We start from the raw sequence: 18,436 nt of genomic DNA, 5'->3' as shown, positions 1-18,436 counted from the left end.
CAGGTAAATAAAAGCCACCGGTTATTGTTGCCGGTGGCTGTATGTTAAAATAGCCCTAATTGTCCCTGGTCATCCATGTCGATATCGTCGGGGTTAGTGATCTCAAAATCGATCTTTTTAGGTGGCTTTGGCGACTCTTCAGATTGATTGGCTGGTGTTGCCGGCCCGTCTTCCTGAGAAACTACAGGCTCATCTTCATTTGTATCTGTTGATGCAAGAGTAGCTACTTCGTTAATGTCGGTTTCGGTAGTTTCAGTTGCCTGGTTAATGCCATCACTTATCAGCTCAACTGATTTTACCGGATGTTGTGAAAGGCGGTTGCCCATGGCTTTCATCCCTTTTACATCAATAACATCTGCTAAATTCAGTTCGAGGGTTTCAGGTGTTTGATCTTTGCCTTTCAAGTGTGTCATGCTGATTACCGGCGCGGTGTGACCGATCAACACCATTTTTGATCCGGCTTCTTCACTGATCAGGCTTACCTGCTTACCAACGGCTATGTTTTCAAAAGAGAAACGCTTAACGAGATAGTTTTTGGATTTACCCTCGATGTGCACGATCGAGAATACCGCCTGCGGCTCATACTTTTCGATAAGAATCATCTTATCATCAAAGTGGTTGTTAAGATCAAAGCTGCTTAATTCATAAACGCCATTGCTAAGCACGGTGAGAATGCGGTCGTCACCATCAAATTCGCCCAGGTATTTGCCGCGGCCATCTGCGTTCAGGCGCTTCAGGATATCATCATACCAGATCTTACGTCCGGCCAGCGTTGACACACCCTTGCTTTTCAGTATGATTTTTTTAACCGGGTATTTGGTAATGATATTACCCATCGAACCGCGGCCTTTGATAGCTATAGATGCGAAATCCTCATCAAACTGTAGTTTTTTAAGTTTGGAATGAGGTTTAAGCTGTACGTTCACCACTTCGGCCTCGCCGTTAGGGTTGGCGGTAAAGTACAATACTTTTGAGCCTTTGGTGCCTTTGGTAAGGTCGTATTCCTTATCGCGGGTTACACCCACTACCGAGAATCGTTTGATATAACTGATGCCGCTCTCGCCGTCTTTATATATCATATTATAAACGGTGCGTTCGTCATTCTTTTTAAATACGGCAACGTGAATGATGTCCTTACCTACAAAAACCTTGTCCTGCACTTTGGTAATCATACAGCGCCCATCGCCCCTAAAAACAATGATCTCGTCAATGTCTGAGCAATCGCCAACGTATTCAACCGAGTCATCTTTCTTCAGGCCAGATCCAATAAAGCCGTCGGCCCTGTTAACATATAGCTTGATATTAGCCAATGCTACCTGTGCAGCTTCAACCTTATCAAAGGTGCGCAGTTCGGTTTTGCGCTCTCTGTCCTTACCATATTTATCCTTCAGTTTTTCGAACCAGGCAATGGTATACTCGGTAAGGTGTTTCAGGTGATGTTTTACCTGTTTTATCTCATTTTCGAGCGCCTTCATTTGCTCATCCGCTTTTTTAACATCAAAGCGGGTGATGCTGCTCATAGGTTTATCTATCAGCTTTTTATAATCTTCGGGCTGTATGGTGCGGTAAAACTGCGGAAAGAAAGGCTCAAACAAGCGGTTCAGCACTTCAAGCACAACCTCAAAATTGCCCGAGTTTTCGTACTCAGGATTTTTATACATCCCCTCCTGGATAAAGATCTTAAGTAATGAACTGAAGAAGATCTTCTCCATTAAATCTTTCAGCCTGATCTCTAACTCCTGTTTAAGCAAATCTTTGGTGAAAAATGTGCTTTCGGTAAGCATATCGTTCACGCTCATGAAGCGCGGCTTATCATCCTGGATTACGCAGGTGTTTGGTGATATGGATACCTCGCAATCGGTAAAGGCATAAAGAGCGTCGATGGTTACATCGGGCGAGATGCCCGGAGCCAAGTGAATAATGATCTCTACATCCTTAGCCGTATTATCTTCAATCTTTTTGATCTTGATCTTACCTTTATCGTTGGCCGAGATCACGCTGTCAATTAAACTGCCGGTAGTAGTAGTAAATGGTATTTCGGTAATGGCAAGCGTTTTTTTATCGCGCTCAACAATTTTAGCCCTTACCCGTACCTTGCCACCGCGCTGCCCTTCATTGTATAAGGAAGCATCGGCCATGCCACCTGTAGGGAAATCAGGCAGCAGGTTCGGGCGCTCGCCTTTTAATACGGCTATGGAAGCGTCAATCAGTTCAATAAAGTTATGCGGCAATATTTTGGTAGCTAAACCTACCGCAATACCTTCGGCTCCCTGTGCAAGCAGCAAGGGGAACTTTACCGGCAGGGTAATAGGCTCTTTATTACGGCCATCATAGCTGGCCTGCCAAACGGTGGTATCCGGGTTAAAAACAACATCGAGCGCAAATTTTGATAACCGCGCTTCAATATAACGCGGTGCCGCCGCCGAATCGCCGGTTACTGGGTCGCCCCAGTTTCCCTGGCAATCAATCAGCAGGTTTTTTTGACCAATCTGCACCATGGCATCACCAATAGAAGCGTCACCATGGGGGTGATATTTCATAGTGTTACCGATAACATTGGCGGCTTTGTTAAAACGCCCGTCGTCCATTTCCTTCAACGAATGCAGGATGCGGCGTTGTACGGGTTTCAAACCATCGTTAATATGCGGAACAGCCCGGTCGAGAATTACATAGGATGCATAATCAAGAAACCAATTTTCATATAACCCATCGAGTGAGGCAACGGTGTGGAGTTTTTCTTCATTAGGGTTTGGTGTATCGTTTTGATGCAGATCTTCACTCATTATTCAATAAAAACTTTTGGATTGGTAAAGATACGGATTATGTGTTGATGTGCAGATGAAGTGAACTACATTTTAATGTCTTGTTAATATTGGTTTATAACAAAATTGTTACGTTTAGGTGGGTTTGCAACAATTACCAATCACGCCCGTATTAATTATTAATGTAACAAATAATTGATTGATATTGTCGTTAAAGCATAGCGGTTATTTGAATGCGTGAGGGTGTTGATTAATTAATTTGTTTATATATTTACCTATGGTGCTTTACCCAGGTTTTTTCCTGGTTGCCCCTTAAATGAAAACTATTTTGAAGTTAACCCGGCCCTTATTGCTTATGGCTTTGTCGTTGTTGTGCTTTACAAAAAGCATAGCTCAGATAAGTCCAAGGCCGTTATATGCCCAAAATAACAAGAAACATACAACTGCGAAGGTTAAGCCTGGCTATACAAAGCCCAAAACAGCAGGTACAGATCAGTTTAAAGAATTTACCAAGCTTTTGGCCCAGGCCAATGTAATTTATACCCCACCCAGGGGGTTTAAAGAGATTCCCGCTCCCAATGATGAGGATTTTTCATTTGATTATGCGTTGCAGTTGCCGGGGCAGGATTTTGAAGTATGGTTCCAGGTAAAATCCCAGAAACAGAATTATACCAGTTATGAGCAGGGGCAATATGATATTGACCGGGAAACCGAAAATCCCGATTCGATATATATAAACATGAGCAGGGCGCACGCCATAGCCTTTACCGGCGAAAGAGATAACTTTATGCGGAGCATACCGGTTAACGTTTTAAAGAGATATAAAGCTGATGCCGGTAAGTCATACCTGTTAAACCTGCTCGATTTGCCTGCTACCAAGCATTATAAATACGCACTGCTGATCGCATTACAGCGTAACCATACCGGCACCATTATGGCTGTTTGTTTTACTAATGATAAAGGCCCCGAGTTTTTTAAAAATGTGGACAGGGCAAGTAATTGTTTGAAGTTTAAGCCGTAGTCCTCAGTGTCATACTAAGCAAAGTTCCCCTCTTGAGAAGGGGCGCGATGGAAACGAGTAATGGCAGGGGTGTGTATTCGATTAGTTTATCAAAATAGAAACACACCCCTCCCGCCCCTCTCAAGAGGAAATCACACAACCCTCTCTTTTTTCTAAGGGTTCCCAATTCCCCAATGTTGATAAGTTGATATTTGCTCTCCGTTAATTCAGGCGGGAAGTTTTATTTTTGCAGTTAGGCGCATTTTTACGCTGTTTAATTTTCTACTTTATATACATGGCAGAACCAGTTAATTATAGTGAAGATAGTATCCGCTCCCTCGATTGGAAGGAGCACATCCGTTTACGCCCCGGTATGTATATTGGTAAGCTGGGCGATGGCTCTGCTTATGACGATGGTGTATACGTACTGCTTAAAGAGATCATTGATAACTCGATAGACGAGTTTGTAATGGGATCGGGCCGTACCATTGAGGTGAACATGAGCGACCATAAGGTATCGGTGCGCGATTATGGCCGCGGTATCCCTTTGGGTAAAGTGATCGACTGTGTATCCAAAATAAATACCGGCGGTAAATACGATAGCAAGGCCTTTCAAAAATCGGTAGGTTTAAATGGGGTGGGTACCAAAGCGGTTAACGCGCTTTCTAACTCATTTACAGTGCAATCATATCGTGACGGTCGCACCAAACTGGCCGAGTTTGCCAAAGGTGAACTGATTCGTGATGAGAGTGAAAAAGAATACCACCCAGCGTAATGGTACCGCTATCAATTTTATACCCGATGATACTATTTTCAGGCATTACCGGTTTATCCCGGAGTTTGTAGAAAGTATGATCTGGAACTACGTGTTCCTGAACGCGGGCCTTACTATCAATTTTAACAATCAAAAGTATTTTTCGGAGCGCGGCCTGTATGACCTGCTTACCCGTAATACGGATGCTGAAACTTTACGGTACCCAATTATCCACCTTAAAGGCGAAGACATTGAGATAGCCATGACCCACGGTCAGCAATACGGCGAGGAATATTACTCATTTGTTAACGGTCAAAACACTACTCAGGGCGGTACGCACCAGGCCGCCTTCCGCGAGGCGGTAGTAAGAACCGTACGCGAGTTTTATAAAAAAGAGTTTGATGCGTCGGATATCAGAGCTTCAATTGTTGCCGCTATTGCTATAAAAGTGCAGGAGCCGGTGTTTGAGTCGCAAACTAAAACCAAACTGGGCTCACAAAACGTTGGTCCGGATGGTCCGTCTGTGCGTGGCTTTATTAACGATTTTGTTAAAAAAGAGCTTGATAATTATCTGCATAAAAACACAGAAGCTGCTGATGGCTTGCTAAAAAGGATCCTGCAATCAGAACGGGAGCGTAAGGATATTGCAGGTATTAAAAAACTGGCCAACGAGCGTGCAAAAAAAGCATCATTGCATAACCGTAAACTGCGCGATTGCAAAGTGCATTTTGACGATACGCACGAACGTAAACAAGATACAACGTTGTTCATTACCGAAGGTGACTCGGCCAGTGGTTCGATCACTAAATCGCGTGATGTGATGACCCAGGCTGTGTTCAGCTTAAAAGGTAAACCCCTTAACTGCTTTGGCCTAACCAAAAAAGTGGTGTACGAAAACGAAGAATTTAACCTGCTGCAACACGCTTTAAATATCGAAGACGGCCTCGATGCTTTACGTTACAATAATATTGTGATAGCTACAGATGCCGATGTGGATGGAATGCACATTCGCCTGTTGTTAATGACCTTTTTCCTGCAGTTTTTTCCCGACCTGGTGAAGGCCGGTCACGTTTCGATTCTGCAAACGCCGTTATTCCGTGTGCGTAATAAAAAGGAAACCATTTATTGTTACAGCGATGAGGAACGCCGCAACGCCATAGCTAAATTGGGTAATAAACCCGAGATCACCCGGTTTAAAGGTTTAGGTGAAATTTCGCCCGAAGAATTTGGTTTATTTATTGGTAAAGACATGCGGCTTGACCCTGTAATATTAAGGGATGCCAATGTAAAGGCGCTCCTCGAATATTTTATGGGCAAAAATACTCCAGCCCGCCAAATGCATATCGTTAATAACCTGAGGGTTGAAAAGGATGATGAAACCATCAACCCAACAATAGCTAAAGAAACTGAAGCTGAGGAAGAGTTGCCAGTGGCTGTATAAACCTTGATTTGCCTGATTAGGGGATTTTCCTGAGTTGTGTAACTTAAGAAAATCCCCTAATTTATTTCAAGCCAGTGGTCAGTGTTTTCACCATACCGCACGATGTGGGGCACGATTGCAATAATTGAAATAGCCGTAAAAGTGGTGCGGTGATAACATATACCACGAGCCCAATTTTTTGCAACGCCCTAATTTTTTGTTTTGATTAGGTGCTTTTTATTTAAAGAAGCCGTCGGAGTTGATATTATAGGCGAGGATTTTAATCGAACCATCTTTTTCTTTTACAAGCCTGATCGATTCAACCGCTTTATATTTGCTGTGTTTGGTGTTGTATGCAAAAACATATTCTGCAGATGGGTTAGTCCCCACAACCCTGCGTGTTTCCCATTTGTTTACCGTTGTTGAGTCAAGGTCGCCAAGTTTGTTTTCTGTTGCGGTGTATAACTCAAGTAATTTATCCTTTGTTGTAACCGCCCAAAACTGATTACTGTAAAGCTTAAAAGTGTCGTTGTACTTTTTAGCTTTTATAAGCGCAAAAAGTTCATTCGTTACTTTTTCACCGTCCTTTTTATCTTCTTCCCTGTTTATATAAGTATTGTTAAAGCTGCATCCATTTAAAGTAATGACAGTTGTAAATAAAATTAAGTAGCGAAATTTAAGGGATTTAACAAATTGCATGAGCGTGAGTGAGTTTAGATAATGGAATAAATGTAAATAAATCTTTTCAAAATTTTAATCCTGTTAAAATTTCCTTATCTTGTTTCCCCCGATTTTTTAACAAGGGTTGATAATATATGATAAGTCACGAAATTAAAATAGCCTTTGACGAATATGAGTCACTGGCCGATCTCCATAAAGCCGACAGGCAGCTTTGCCTTGAAGCACAAAAAGCGTTAAAAAATTCCCATTCTCCATATTCCAAATTCCGTGTTGGCGCGGCACTTCGTTTGCAAAGCGGTAGAATTATTTATGGCAGTAACCAGGAAAATGTAGCCTATCCATCAGGTTTATGTGCCGAACGGGTGGCATTGTTTAACTGGGGCGCCAATCACCCCGACGATCCTATTGAGGCTATGGCGGTAACCGCACATTCGGATGATTTCCCTATTGTAAAACCAATTACCTCTTGCGGATCATGTTTACAGGTATTAGCCGAATGCGAAAAGCAGCAAAATCAATCAATAAAAATTATATTGCATGCCGAAGATGGACCGGTTTGGATCATCAAAGGCATTGAAAACCAATTGCCGTTTTTATTTTTTGAAGAACGTATAGCTACTCCATAATGAAACTGAAGTTTTTTTTACTCTTCATCGGTATTGCATTCAGCGCCGGTGTATCGGCGCAACAGGGCTTCCCGTTTGATAATGAGATCAGGGCCTTTAAACATCAGGATAGCCTGAGTTTTCCAAAGCCAGGTGGTATTTTATTTATCGGCAGTTCATCTATCCGTATGTGGACTGATCTGGAGCAACGTTTTGCTGGTAAGCCAATCATCAGAAGAGGGGTAGGCGGTTGTGAATTATGGCAGATAGCTGATTATTACACGCCGTATATCCTGTTTCCTTACAAGCCGCGCAAAATTTTTGTTTATGCAGGTGAAAACGATATTTCAGCCGGTAAATCGGCACAGGCTGTAGTAGCTTCATTTGCAAAGCTGTGGGAGCTAATCCATCAGAGACTACCGAATGCTGAGGTGTATTTTATGTCGATTAAACCGAGCCCGGTGCGCGCTAAATATTATGATGTGGTTTATGCCGCGAATGAGCTGGTGAAAAGCTATCTGAAAGGTAAACCAAAAAGTTATTATGTCGACCTGGTTCCGGCTATTTACAAACCGGGTACTACAGCCCCGGATTCAAGTTTGTTTAATAACGATTACCTGCACCTTAATAGCAAAGGTTATGATAAATGGCAAAAGGTACTTGATCCGCTGGTGAAATAAAATAAAAAAAGCCCCGCACCAACGGGGCCTTTACCTACTTACATATTAAACACTAAACTAAAACTTACTTATTTAAAAACGCTGTACACGTTTGTGATTTTCCAGCCGCTGCCGGTGTTGGTAACGGTTACATAGTTGCTACGGGTAAAAGTGCTGTATTTCATATCAACTTTTACTACGGCCAGGTCGTTGTTGCTTTCAACAATTGAGGTGCTGGTAACGCAGTCCTGCTCAGTATTTTTATTGGCTTTTAATAAGTCAACTACTTCGTTTTTGGTAAAACTTAATACTTTAGTACCGCGTAACATGCTGAATTTTGCCGATTGATCTACCACTTCGTTAAAGCCCTGTATTTTGCCGCGGGTCATGGCATCTATATAAGTGTTGATGGCGTAGTTTTTGGTTAAATTGTCGCCTTCTATTTTATCTGTTGCTTTTGCAGCAGTGCCTATTACTAATAAGGCTAAGCCAAGCATGATTGATTTTAAAGTTTTCATATTGTTGTTGTTTTTTAGGTTTTTAACTTTTAAATTGTTTTTATACTCATAAGACATCGGTACCATGCATTACGTTACAGCCGATACAACTAAATATGACGATTTAACAAACATTTAACATTTTCGCATATTTTTTAGGCATGATGGTAACAATATGCCGTTAAATAATACTTATGGTTGATTTTAATACTATTATATTACAGTTTGCCGAACAGGGTGAAAAAACAGGGTGGACATACATTGAGATTCCGGCCGATATAGCGCAGGAAATGAAACCCGGCAATAAAAAGTCATTTCGTGTAAAAGGTAAACTGGATGAGTTTGAGGTGCGCGGTATGGCCCTGATGCCTATGGGCGAAGGGAATTTTATCATGGCTTTGCGAAAAGAGATCTGTAAAGCTATCCATAAACATCGCGGGGCCACGCTCCGGGTACGCCTTGAACCCGATGATGATTTTAAATACATTGTTCCGGATGATCTGCTGGAGTGTTTTGAATATGAACCTGAAGGCGGCGAGTTTTTCAATAGCCTGGCCGGAAGCCACCGGGGATATTTTATAAAATGGATTGAGAGCGCTAAAACGGAAGTTACCCGAGCTAACCGTATAGCACAAACCGTTAACGCCATGGTGCGCCGCATGGATTATGGCCAAATGCTACGCGCTCAAAAAAAAGCAAGGGAGTAACATGAGTTATGTGCCAACATTGATAAATTTGGTGATTAACAATTATTAATGGAAATCCCTTCATTTAAACTTAACGGCCGCATCTGGATAGAAATAGCCGAGGAAAAAGTACTTGGCCATGGCCGGGTCGAGTTACTTGAGCGCATCCATGCATCCGGCTCTATCAGGCAGGCCGCGTTACAAATGAAAATGTCATACAAGCAGGCCTGGGATTTGGTGAACCACATGAACGATGGTTTTAAGCAGCCGCTGGTAATTTCAAAAAGAGGAGGAAAGGGTGGTGGAGTAGCCTTGCTTACACCATTTGGGCTGGAAATTATCGGGGAGTTTAAAGATCTGCAGAAAAAATTCTCTCAATTTTTAGAAAGGAATAGCAAAAAGTAAAAGTTTTTTCTGGGTTTCGTATTGAAAATTAAAAAACGGTATTCGTGGTGGATTGATTTGTCGATCCTATTCTGCATTTTTGCGTTGTGTTTTTTAAAATATAACGAAATCGCTATATGATATAAGCGTTTTGCAGATCTACAGCAATCAACAAATAACTAACATCAGCCATGAAAAAATATACCCTTGTATTGTTTTTACTGATTGCCGGTTTAGCAACCCATGCCCAAACCGAAACTAAAGAGTCAGTAGTAAAAGTAACCGGAGAAGTAACAAATCCACTAACCATTGGCCCTGCCGAGTTGCAGCAATACAAGCAAACCACAGTTACCCGTAAGGACAGGGACGGAAAAGTCCGCATCTATTCGGGCGTAATTGTATCCGAAATACTGACTAAAGCAGGTGTTACCCTGGGCGCCGACTTACATGGTAAAAACCTGGCTAAATATCTTTTAGTTGAAGCCAGTGACGGTTACCAGGTACTTTTTGCTCTTGCCGAGCTGGATAAAGCTTTTACCGATCGCATGATCATTCTTGCTGATAAAGTTGATGGACAGCCCTTGGCCCCAGCCGATGGGCCATTCCGAATCATTGTTCAGGATGAAAAGAAACCTGCGCGTTGCATAAAGCAGGTAACGGCGATGAAGGTTATGTTTGCGAAGTAAATCTTGCTTTGTTAATTCATTCTGTTTAGATGGAACATAGGCAGCGTTCAAGTATCGTGAACAAAAATGAATTGGCGCAAATTGTATTCAATCGCAAAACTAAACAGCTTGCAATAGCTAACGGTGAAAGTATTGAAATAGCCTATAATAATTATGCAGGAATGTTACAGATAAATTGCTGCTGAATGCTATCTTAGTTCGTTAATTAATTTAAACCTTTCATGATTCCATATAGCCAGGCTGTAGAGCAACTCGAAGAAGAGAAACCTAAAATATATACCCTTAACTCAATCAGGGTAGCAACATTTATATTCGGGCCATTAGCCGCGGGGTATTTGGTATCTCAGAACTACAAAGCGTTTAACCAGAAAGATAAATCAACCACAACCTGGATAATTGCCGTTGTCGCATTGATCGCAATTATTGGCCTGGCTGTTATTACTTCAAATACAGAGCGGTTTCCAAGATTTATATTTCCATTGGCTTATGCCTGGGGGACTTTCCTGCTTGTACAAAAGTTTCAGGGCGAACAAATGAAGGAACATTTTGCCACTGGAGGTAAAACCTTTACTATTTGGCGTGCTTTGCTTGCCGGGCTAATTTGTTTAGTTGTTACACTGGTAGTAATATTTTTGATCCTTTTAATGATACCCGGTGCTCTTGACGAATAGGAGCATGAGAGTTTCTTAATAGATCATGAACTATCAAACTATATCATAGGATATATACAATCTCTGAACAGCGAGCCAGCACCAGAGGTGCTAAAGGTTTGTAGAAAATGAAATGAACAGATTTTCAGCGTGCCAGAGATACGCGACCTCAACGCCACCCATCGCTGGCACAATTAGTTTATTCCACCTCTTCCATCAGGGTATTGAACATCACAAATTTTTCGTTAAATTTTTCCTGGTGGGTAGCCTGAAATTTATGCAGATGGTTCATGTAAAACTGCTGAAAATGCTCAATGCTATCAGCATTGTATTGAATACAGTAGGTAACTCCTTCGTTAGGCGAATCAATAACAGTCAGGATGCGGTACGAGCTGAAATGTCCGGTAGCCATGATAGCCGGGATATGGATGGTTTTGATATAGTTAAGCCATTCGTCATGAATGGTTTCGTCAATTATTATGGTATCGTTGTATACAATCATTTTCAAAAATAATCATTTTTGATTAGTCACTAAGTCATTTGGTCATTATGTCATTGGTCAGGCATAAAAGTAAAGTCCGTTTGCTAAGTAATAACCTAATGACGCAATGAAACAATGACCTATCAGGACGCATCCGGTTTATCGCCCCTTAATACTCTGAAACGTTTGCGGGCTTCGTTGATCCAGAGGCTGCCGGGATAATCAGTTATGATTTTTTGGTAGTAGTTCCTGGCAGTGGTTTTATCGTTCAACCTGTTTTCATAAATGTCGCCTAACATAAATACGGCATCATCGGCCCAAAGATCGGCGGGGTGCTCTTCAACAATTTTCTTTAATAAAGGTACCGCTCCGGCATAATCCTTCTGCTGGATCAGAATGCGAGATTTTGACATCATGATATCATCATCTAAAGCATTATTCGGGAACTTTTTGCCAATACTGTCTAATATCATTACTGCCTTTTCGGGATTTTGGGCAAAAATCTGCAAATCGGCTCGGGCGTACACTTTAAGCGCCGACCCGCTGCTATCGGCAGCAAGATTATCTTGGATCAGCAGCAATAGGTTAAGCGCATCATTTGCTATTAATTGCGATGTAGCAACTTTCAGCACATCCAACTGTCCCTTTGCCCAGGTGAAATCTCCGGTATAATAAGCCATTTTCGCGTTTCTGAATAAAGCATCCTGCCCAATGGCAGTAGCCGGGAAATCTTTCTCAACCTGGCTGTAAAGCAGCGTGGCTTCCCAGGGTTGGTTGTTAAGCAGGTAAATATCGCCTAAATCAAGCTTGCAATCGGCTAACAGGTTTGGCCTGATATCATTTAGCCTGGTAGCTTCTTCCAGCAGTTTTTGGGCGTCCTTAAGTTTGTGAAGCTTAAAGGCTTGCAGGTTGGCCAGTTTTTGCATGGCAAAAGCGGTGCTGCTGTTACGGCCAAATTCGGTGAGCAGGTCGTTATAATCCTTTTCAAGTCCAAGCAAATCTTCGGGCAGGTATTTGCCCGATGTTACTTTCAGGTTTTTGGTGTTGATCAGTTCAATTTTTGAGGGGATGTACAATGGCGTTGTTTTCCCTTTGCTGATGATATATTCATATCCCCGGATAGCTTCGTCATAAGCCTCATTGGCAATGAAGGTACGGCAGAGATCATAGATGCTGTTACCATCGTCATTTTGCCGGCGACTTAAGGCAAGTGCCTGGTTAAGGGCCAGATCAAATTCTTTTTGCTGCAGGTATTGCCAGGTAAGCAGATCAGCATAAATGGTTTGCTGCGGATCTTTTTGGATGCGCCTCAGCAAAGCTGTTTTAAGCATATCATAATCGGCGCTACCTTCGTATACATTTGAAAAAGCATTTTCGGCCTGGTTTATAAAATTGGGGTTTTGAGGTAAAAAGTTCAGGTATTCGTCGGTGAGGGATATTTTGTCGCGCTTAAAACGGTAAAGGTTAATAAGCTCATAAGTAAACATGTTATCATTTTTAAGCAGTTTCCGTCCTTGCTGAAAAATTTTGATTGCATAATCAATATTAGCGCTTTGGTAAAATTGGGATGCCCGGGCGGCTATTTCACCCTGGTCGGCCGGGAGGCTTTTGATCAGGTCGTCATAAATAGCGTCAGCTTTGGCCATATTGCCCTCCTGCGTGTAAATGTTACCCAGCATTATAGCATACTGGTGATCATCAGGATGGCGGCGGATCAGTTTTTTGGTGATGTTTTCGGCTTCATCAAATTTTTTAAGGTTGAGCAGTGTATTTACGTATACGCTATAGTAATTCTCGTTGTTTTGCTTGTATAACTTTTGATAAATTTCGAGTGCTTTTTGCGGTTCGCCGTTAGCATTGTATTGCCTGGCCAGCAGCAGTTCATTGTCCTGTGCAAGCAGCCTGCCGCTAAAGCAAAAAGCAAGAATAATAACAATATATAAAGCCCTCATCTGTTCAAAAATAATCAATTAATAGGATTGCTTAAGCCGGTTTGCCATATTATTTATATAACGGTATATAAGGGTAAAATTGTAGTGACATCTTGATAACATCGAACTTATTTATCTAATTTGAGTACGTGAATAAAATGGGGTATTTGTAGCTATGTTGAGCCGGGTCAGATTTTTTCTTATTGTGAGTTGCATTGTCGTCTTCTTTTCCTGCAACAGGAGTAAAGTAAGGCAAATACCTATTATTGACTTTTTTAAAACACCCGAAAGGAGCTTTTACCGAATTTCGCCCGATGGTAAATATGTATCATACCTTAAGCCATTTAAAGATAAGCAAAACATATTTATACAGTCATTAGCCGATGGTAAGGAACGAATGGTTACTCAATTTGAGGACTATTCAATCAGAGGTGATTATTTCTGGACATACAATAACCAGCTTGTTTTTTCGCAGGATCTTATCGCTACCGATTCGGTTAAGATGTATGCTTTTGATGTGGCTACCAATAAAAGCCGGATTATATTATCGTTCGGTAATGTGAGGATTGGCCTGGTTAACCGTAACCGGCAGCAGCCAGATATCATCACTATTAAAACTAATGAGCGTGATCCGGGTAACTTTGATGTTTACCGCCTCAACGTAAAAACCGGCGAAATGAAGACTTACCTGCTTAACCCGGGTAATATTACTGAGTGGTTTGCAGATGCCGACGGCAGGATCAGGCTTGAAAGGGCATCAGACGGGGTTAACGAAACCATCTTATTTCGCCCCGATGAGGATAAGCCATTTAAGCCTATAATCGAAAATAATTTTAAGAATGCAGTAAGGCCTATAGCTTTTACAGGTATAAAAAATTATTTCTATGCGCTATCAAACGTAAACCGCGATAAGACGGCCCTGGTTGAGATCAATGCGGAGAATGGCAAGGAAGAAAGGACAATTTTTAGCTGCAGCAAAGCGGATATCACCAGTTTTGAATATTCAAAAAATAAACACCGGATAGAGTTTACCGGCTGGGACGAATCAATGCCGCGTAAGCATTTTCTGGCACCTGATGTTGAGCAGATGTATCAAACCATTCAGCAACAGCTTAAGGGTAATGAGATCAGGGTGGTTGACCGCGACAGCTCTGAGAATAAATTTATCCTCAACACTTACACCGACCGTAATCCCGGTTCATACTATCTTTTTGAAAAAAACAATGGCAGGTTAACCAAGCTAAGCGATATTAACTCAAGCCTTGTACCTGCCGAATTATGCGCCATGAAACCTATATCATACCATGCGCGCGATGGCTTGCTGATTAATGGTTATTTAACCCTGCCAAGGGGCGATAAAAATGAAAACTACCCTGTAGTAGTTATGCCGCACGATGGCCCATGGGGACGCGATACCTGGGGATATGATGACCAGGTGCAGTTTTTAGCCAATCGTGGGTATGCCGTGTTCCAGGTTAATTACCGTGGATCAACAGGCTATGGCAAGGCCTTCCGAAGTGCGGGATATAAACAGGTAGGCGGCAAAATTCAGGATGATATTACCGATGGGGTACACTGGCTTATTGATACTAAAGTTGCAAACCCTAAAAAGATTGCCATTTTTGGCGGGCGTTTTGGCGGCTTTTCAGCGCTTTATGGTGTGTCTTTTCATCCCGAGTTATATAGTTGTGCGGTGGTACAATACGGCCTTATTAACTTTTTTACCTATATCAAGGATGCACCGCCGTTTGTTAAGCCTTATTTAAAAATGACTTACGAAATGGTTGGCAACCCCGAAACTGACGCAGATCAGTTGAGGGCGATATCGCCGGTTTTTCATACCGATAAAATTAAGGTTCCTCTAATTATATTCCAGGGTGCCAAAGATCAGCGGGCTAATATCAGCGAGCTTAACCAGTTTGTACGCGAGCTGCGTAAACGTAACGTTGATGTGAAATATTTTTTAAAACCCAATGAACGTGCATATTTCAGGAGCGAACATAACCGTATGGAAATGTATGCCGAAATAGAGAAGTTTTTGGATAAGAATATGCGGGTTAAACCATAAGCCGACATGGCATTACAGAAAAACGCTTACCGGCAAAACTTTACGCTGATCACCATTTTCCTGGTGTTCATTTCCATAACTTTTGTGGTAGCCTTGTTTATATCTTATAATCTCACCGCCAAGTATGTTGAAAATGAGTTTTCCTCAAAAAAGGTTGAGGTACTGGAACAAACCATTAAGCCGTATTATGAGTTTTTTCAGAATAAGATCCCTGAAATAACCTCCTACCAGGGTTTTCTTGATTCGGCATCGGCAGGTAAATATGCGGCCTCTGTTTTTCATGATTATAATTTTGTGCGCCGGGTTATCTTTTATGATGCCCTCATTGGCGGCAAAACTACGATGACCGTACGCAAAAATAATTTGAACATAGCTGCTAAGGCGGTTTATCAGTATTGGCACGTTAATGACAAGGTGTACGGGGCTGAGCAGCGGAGAACAGTCAATGAAGATGATTTCAGAGAGATGGCTATTAAATTAAGTAATTATATAGCCTTTTCAGATACATCACGCGTATCAAGTCAGGATGAACTTTTTAAAGCTTTTTGGGATGTGAAACCCGACAAGATCAGTTATACAAATGTTCTCAGGCGCGAGGATGTACGTATCTATCGTGACATGCAAATGTTGGGTAACAGCAAAGGGGCTTCATACAAGCAAAACATGATGACCTTTTACCTCGACCCGTACCTGATCAAGGTGAAAAATACGCATCCCGAGCTGTACGAAAATGTATCCATTCAACCCGTAGTATATGACCCTATTGACAGCGAGGGCGATAAACTGATAACCGAAGTGTCATTACCAGTGGCTTTTTCTGATTATAAGCTCTTCTTTAGTTCGGCACAGGGTTATTTAACTGCCGAAATTAACCGCCGCTTTATGCCTATTGGAGCTATTGTATTATTAATGACCCTGTTTTTAATGCTGATAGGCTGGCTTATATACCGTAACCTGAACGTGAATATGAAACTGTTCAAGCTTCAGTATGATTTTATCAACAACTTTACCCATGAGTTTAAAACACCGGTAAGCGTAATCAAAATAGCCGGTTCAAATTTGCGCGGCGATGGCGAACTTACCGAAAGGCAGCGCCGTCATTATGGCAAAATATTGGATGAGGAAGCTGATAAGCTAAACGAGCTCATGAACAAGCTGCTTTCCTTTACGCAGATTGAAAATAAATCCATTACTTTAAAAGAGGAAGAAATTGATATAGAGAGCTTTATTAGCCGGTATATTGATACCTTTAAAATAAAGTACGCTGATTTTAATATTAAATTTAAAATCAACAGGGTTGAAACTTTTTATACTGATCCTGTATTATTAGGGAGTGTTTTTCAAAACCTTATTGAAAATGCATACAAGTATTCGCACCCTCAGCAAAAGGAGTTGTTCATCAATATTTCACAGGAAAAACGGAATATTGTGTTTTCGTTTGCTGATAAGGGGATAGGGATACCGAAAAATGAACTGAATAACGTTTTTAAGAAGTTTTACAGAATAGAAAACCAATACAATCAAAACGGGAGCGTTGGCCTGGGTTTGGCATTTTGTAAAGAACTGGTTAATTTTATGAACGGTGATATAACTGTTTACAGTAAGGTTAACGAAGGTTCGGAATTTATAGTTACGCTTCCATACGAAAATTAAGATATGAACAAAGAAATTAAAATTGCGCTGGTTGAAGATGACGAGAACCTGCGTTTCCTGGTTTCAGAGCGTTTGCAATCAGAGGGGTACAAGGTACTGGAAGCCGGTAATGGCAATGAAGCCGAAACCATGATATTGGCCGAGCAGCCTGATATTGTACTGTTAGACTGGATGCTGCCGGGCAAACCGGGCTCGGAAGTTTGCGGCAATATCCGCGAAAAAGGGTTCGATAAACTCATCATTATGATGACCGCTAAGGCCCAGGATGTTGACAAGATAGAAGCCTATAACTTTGGGGTATCTGACTATATCACCAAACCATATAACATGGACGTATTGGTGGCCCTGATTGAAAACAAGATCAAGTTTTCTCTTAACAGCGAAAAGCCCGAATCGTACCGTTTTGCCAACATGGAGCACCTGCCTAACACGCATCTGCTTATCCGCGATGGCCGTAAGATAGAGCTAACTATCCTCGAAAACAGGATCCTGCTTTATTTTCTCAAAAACAAAAACAAGGTTATCAACCGTGAAGAACTGATGATGGAAGTTTGGGGCTACAACGCCGATGTAAATACCCGCACCCTTGACATGCACATCGTTCGCTTGCGTAAAAAAATAGAAACCAATGCCGATTCGCCGCAATACCTGCAAACTGTAAGGGGGATAGGATATAAGTTTGTTTATAATCAGTAGTTTTCAGTTTGCGGTTTCAAGTAAGCTGTTTGCAGTTTTGTAAATAGGCTTTTTTGAAAATATGTCATTGCCAGCGAAGCGCGGCAATCTCGTATCTAATGCATGTCCGACCTGCATAGCTACGAGATTGCCGCGTCGCCCTTGACACTTTAGCCCATGCTGCTCCTCGCAATAACATATTCAAGATAATTGCCGATATACCCTTGCTACAATAAAATTACCAAAAAAGGTTTTATCCTCAATAACGCCATATTCAGCATTATTAAAGCGCTTTTCAATGGCTGGCAACCTGCTGGCCTCTATCCCGCAAAGCAGCCTGAAAAAAACAAACATGCTTTTGAGCAGCACGTTTTGCCACCAGCGGCCGGTAAGCTGAAAATCGGCATTGAGCCAGAGGCCACCGGGTTTGAGCAGGTTGTGCAAATGGTTAAAAACATTGTCAACCGTTTCTTCCACAAAATTATCGAACAAAAAAGGGGTGATTACGATATCGAAGTCGGCGGCGAGTTTCACATGTTCAACTGCATCATTAATAAAGATCACCTCGTTTTGCCCGGTTTGTCTTTTTTGCGAGAGTGCAATCATATTGGCCGAAATTTCAACGTAAGTGATGTTTAACCCTGCCGGGTATATTTTGGCAAGTTCTTCAAGGATCCAGCCGGTGCCGCCGCCTGCTATCAGTATTTTACTTTTTGGTGGAATAAAGCCTAATAAATAAACCTGCGCGTTTATCAAAGCTTTGCCGTAAACTATTCTTGAAAGCCGATCATAAAACCATGCCGAGTTGTTATAATTGGCAGCCATGTTTTAATGGAGAAAATAT

Annotated in this window: 16 protein-coding genes and 1 pseudogene; 11 read left to right on the top strand and 6 right to left on the bottom strand. The window is 41.8% G+C overall.

Annotated features, from left to right (window positions below; all coding sequences use genetic code 11):
• Positions 1 to 44: 44 nt before the first annotated feature.
• Positions 45 to 2,783: a DNA gyrase/topoisomerase IV subunit A gene (locus ABID99_RS22750; RefSeq protein WP_373615186.1), complete on the bottom strand. Its 2,739-nt coding sequence runs from the start codon at positions 2,781 to 2,783 to the stop codon at positions 45 to 47.
• A 295-nt stretch (positions 2,784 to 3,078) separates the two neighbouring features.
• On the opposite strand from ABID99_RS22750, the gene ABID99_RS22745 reads away from it, so the two are divergent.
• Together ABID99_RS22745 and ABID99_RS22740 are read left to right on the top strand one after the other, a co-directional pair.
• Positions 3,079 to 3,783: a hypothetical protein gene (locus ABID99_RS22745; protein WP_373615185.1), complete on the top strand. Its 705-nt coding sequence runs from the start codon at positions 3,079 to 3,081 to the stop codon at positions 3,781 to 3,783.
• Between the two features lie 274 nt (positions 3,784 to 4,057).
• Positions 4,058 to 5,957 (top strand): annotated as a pseudogene (locus ABID99_RS22740) (DNA topoisomerase IV subunit B).
• A 216-nt stretch (positions 5,958 to 6,173) separates the two neighbouring features.
• Here ABID99_RS22740 and ABID99_RS22735 read toward each other — a convergent pair.
• Positions 6,174 to 6,635: a DUF4019 domain-containing protein gene (locus ABID99_RS22735; protein WP_090530450.1), complete on the bottom strand. Its 462-nt coding sequence runs from the start codon at positions 6,633 to 6,635 to the stop codon at positions 6,174 to 6,176.
• A gap of 116 nt (positions 6,636 to 6,751) precedes the next feature.
• Between ABID99_RS22735 and ABID99_RS22730 the strand changes: the two genes are divergently transcribed.
• Positions 6,752 to 7,243 carry a cytidine deaminase gene (locus ABID99_RS22730; protein ID WP_090530447.1) on the top strand — a complete coding sequence of 164 codons (492 nt, stop codon included), beginning with the start codon at positions 6,752 to 6,754 and terminating at the stop codon, positions 7,241 to 7,243.
• On the top strand, positions 7,243 to 7,902 hold the full coding sequence (locus tag ABID99_RS22725; protein ID WP_373615184.1) for a GDSL-type esterase/lipase family protein: 660 nt from the start codon (positions 7,243 to 7,245) through the stop codon (positions 7,900 to 7,902). The genes ABID99_RS22730 and ABID99_RS22725 overlap by 1 nt, the downstream gene beginning before the upstream one ends.
• A gap of 68 nt (positions 7,903 to 7,970) precedes the next feature.
• Here the strand turns inward: ABID99_RS22725 and ABID99_RS22720 are convergent, their stop codons facing one another.
• Positions 7,971 to 8,399: a nuclear transport factor 2 family protein gene (locus ABID99_RS22720; RefSeq protein WP_176625312.1), complete on the bottom strand. Its 429-nt coding sequence runs from the start codon at positions 8,397 to 8,399 to the stop codon at positions 7,971 to 7,973.
• A gap of 173 nt (positions 8,400 to 8,572) precedes the next feature.
• Between ABID99_RS22720 and ABID99_RS22715 the strand changes: the two genes are divergently transcribed.
• From ABID99_RS22715 to ABID99_RS22700, 4 genes are all read left to right on the top strand, one after another.
• Positions 8,573 to 9,085 (top strand): YdeI/OmpD-associated family protein, encoded by a 513-nt coding sequence (locus tag ABID99_RS22715; protein ID WP_188834532.1) that lies wholly within the window; start codon positions 8,573 to 8,575, stop codon positions 9,083 to 9,085.
• Positions 9,086 to 9,133: 48 nt separating this feature from the next.
• On the top strand, positions 9,134 to 9,469 hold the full coding sequence (locus ABID99_RS22710; RefSeq protein WP_188834531.1) for a winged helix-turn-helix domain-containing protein: 336 nt from the start codon (positions 9,134 to 9,136) through the stop codon (positions 9,467 to 9,469).
• A 170-nt stretch (positions 9,470 to 9,639) separates the two neighbouring features.
• Complete coding sequence (locus ABID99_RS22705) at positions 9,640 to 10,134, top strand: molybdopterin-dependent oxidoreductase (RefSeq protein WP_373615183.1); 495 nt, start codon at positions 9,640 to 9,642, stop codon at positions 10,132 to 10,134.
• A 221-nt stretch (positions 10,135 to 10,355) separates the two neighbouring features.
• On the top strand, positions 10,356 to 10,805 hold the full coding sequence (locus ABID99_RS22700; protein WP_090530430.1) for a hypothetical protein: 450 nt from the start codon (positions 10,356 to 10,358) through the stop codon (positions 10,803 to 10,805).
• A 178-nt stretch (positions 10,806 to 10,983) separates the two neighbouring features.
• On the opposite strand, the gene ABID99_RS22695 is transcribed toward ABID99_RS22700, so the two are convergent.
• Together ABID99_RS22695 and ABID99_RS22690 are read right to left on the bottom strand one after the other, a co-directional pair.
• Positions 10,984 to 11,286: a DUF4286 family protein gene (locus ABID99_RS22695; RefSeq protein ID WP_090530427.1), complete on the bottom strand. Its 303-nt coding sequence runs from the start codon at positions 11,284 to 11,286 to the stop codon at positions 10,984 to 10,986.
• A 122-nt stretch (positions 11,287 to 11,408) separates the two neighbouring features.
• Entirely contained in the window at positions 11,409 to 13,217 is a 1,809-nt protein-coding gene (locus ABID99_RS22690) for a tetratricopeptide repeat protein (RefSeq protein ID WP_373615181.1), read from the bottom strand.
• 184 nt (positions 13,218 to 13,401) lie between these two features.
• On the opposite strand from ABID99_RS22690, the gene ABID99_RS22685 reads away from it, so the two are divergent.
• The 3 genes from ABID99_RS22685 to ABID99_RS22675 are packed head-to-tail and all read left to right on the top strand — an operon-like array spanning position 13,402 to position 17,613.
• Positions 13,402 to 15,264, top strand: coding sequence for a prolyl oligopeptidase family serine peptidase (locus tag ABID99_RS22685; RefSeq protein WP_175490029.1), 1,863 nt, complete (start codon positions 13,402 to 13,404; stop codon positions 15,262 to 15,264).
• Between the two features lie 6 nt (positions 15,265 to 15,270).
• Positions 15,271 to 16,917 carry a HAMP domain-containing sensor histidine kinase gene (locus ABID99_RS22680; protein ID WP_354486787.1) on the top strand — a complete coding sequence of 549 codons (1,647 nt, stop codon included), beginning with the start codon at positions 15,271 to 15,273 and terminating at the stop codon, positions 16,915 to 16,917.
• Positions 16,918 to 16,920: 3 nt separating this feature from the next.
• Complete coding sequence (locus ABID99_RS22675) at positions 16,921 to 17,613, top strand: response regulator transcription factor (protein WP_090530416.1); 693 nt, start codon at positions 16,921 to 16,923, stop codon at positions 17,611 to 17,613.
• Between the two features lie 180 nt (positions 17,614 to 17,793).
• On the opposite strand, the gene ABID99_RS22670 is transcribed toward ABID99_RS22675, so the two are convergent.
• Positions 17,794 to 18,417, bottom strand: a complete 624-nt coding sequence (locus ABID99_RS22670; protein ID WP_188834529.1) for a bifunctional 2-polyprenyl-6-hydroxyphenol methylase/3-demethylubiquinol 3-O-methyltransferase UbiG — start codon at positions 18,415 to 18,417, stop codon at positions 17,794 to 17,796.
• Positions 18,418 to 18,436: the final 19 nt, after the last annotated feature.

The sequence above is a fragment of the Mucilaginibacter sp. OAE612 genome (assembly GCF_041806395.1).
In the GTDB taxonomy this organism is placed as follows: Bacteria; Bacteroidota; Bacteroidia; order Sphingobacteriales; family Sphingobacteriaceae; genus Mucilaginibacter; species Mucilaginibacter rubeus.
The sequence above is the reverse complement of the archived record's forward strand: the minus strand, read 5'-3'. Positions and strand labels throughout refer to the sequence as shown.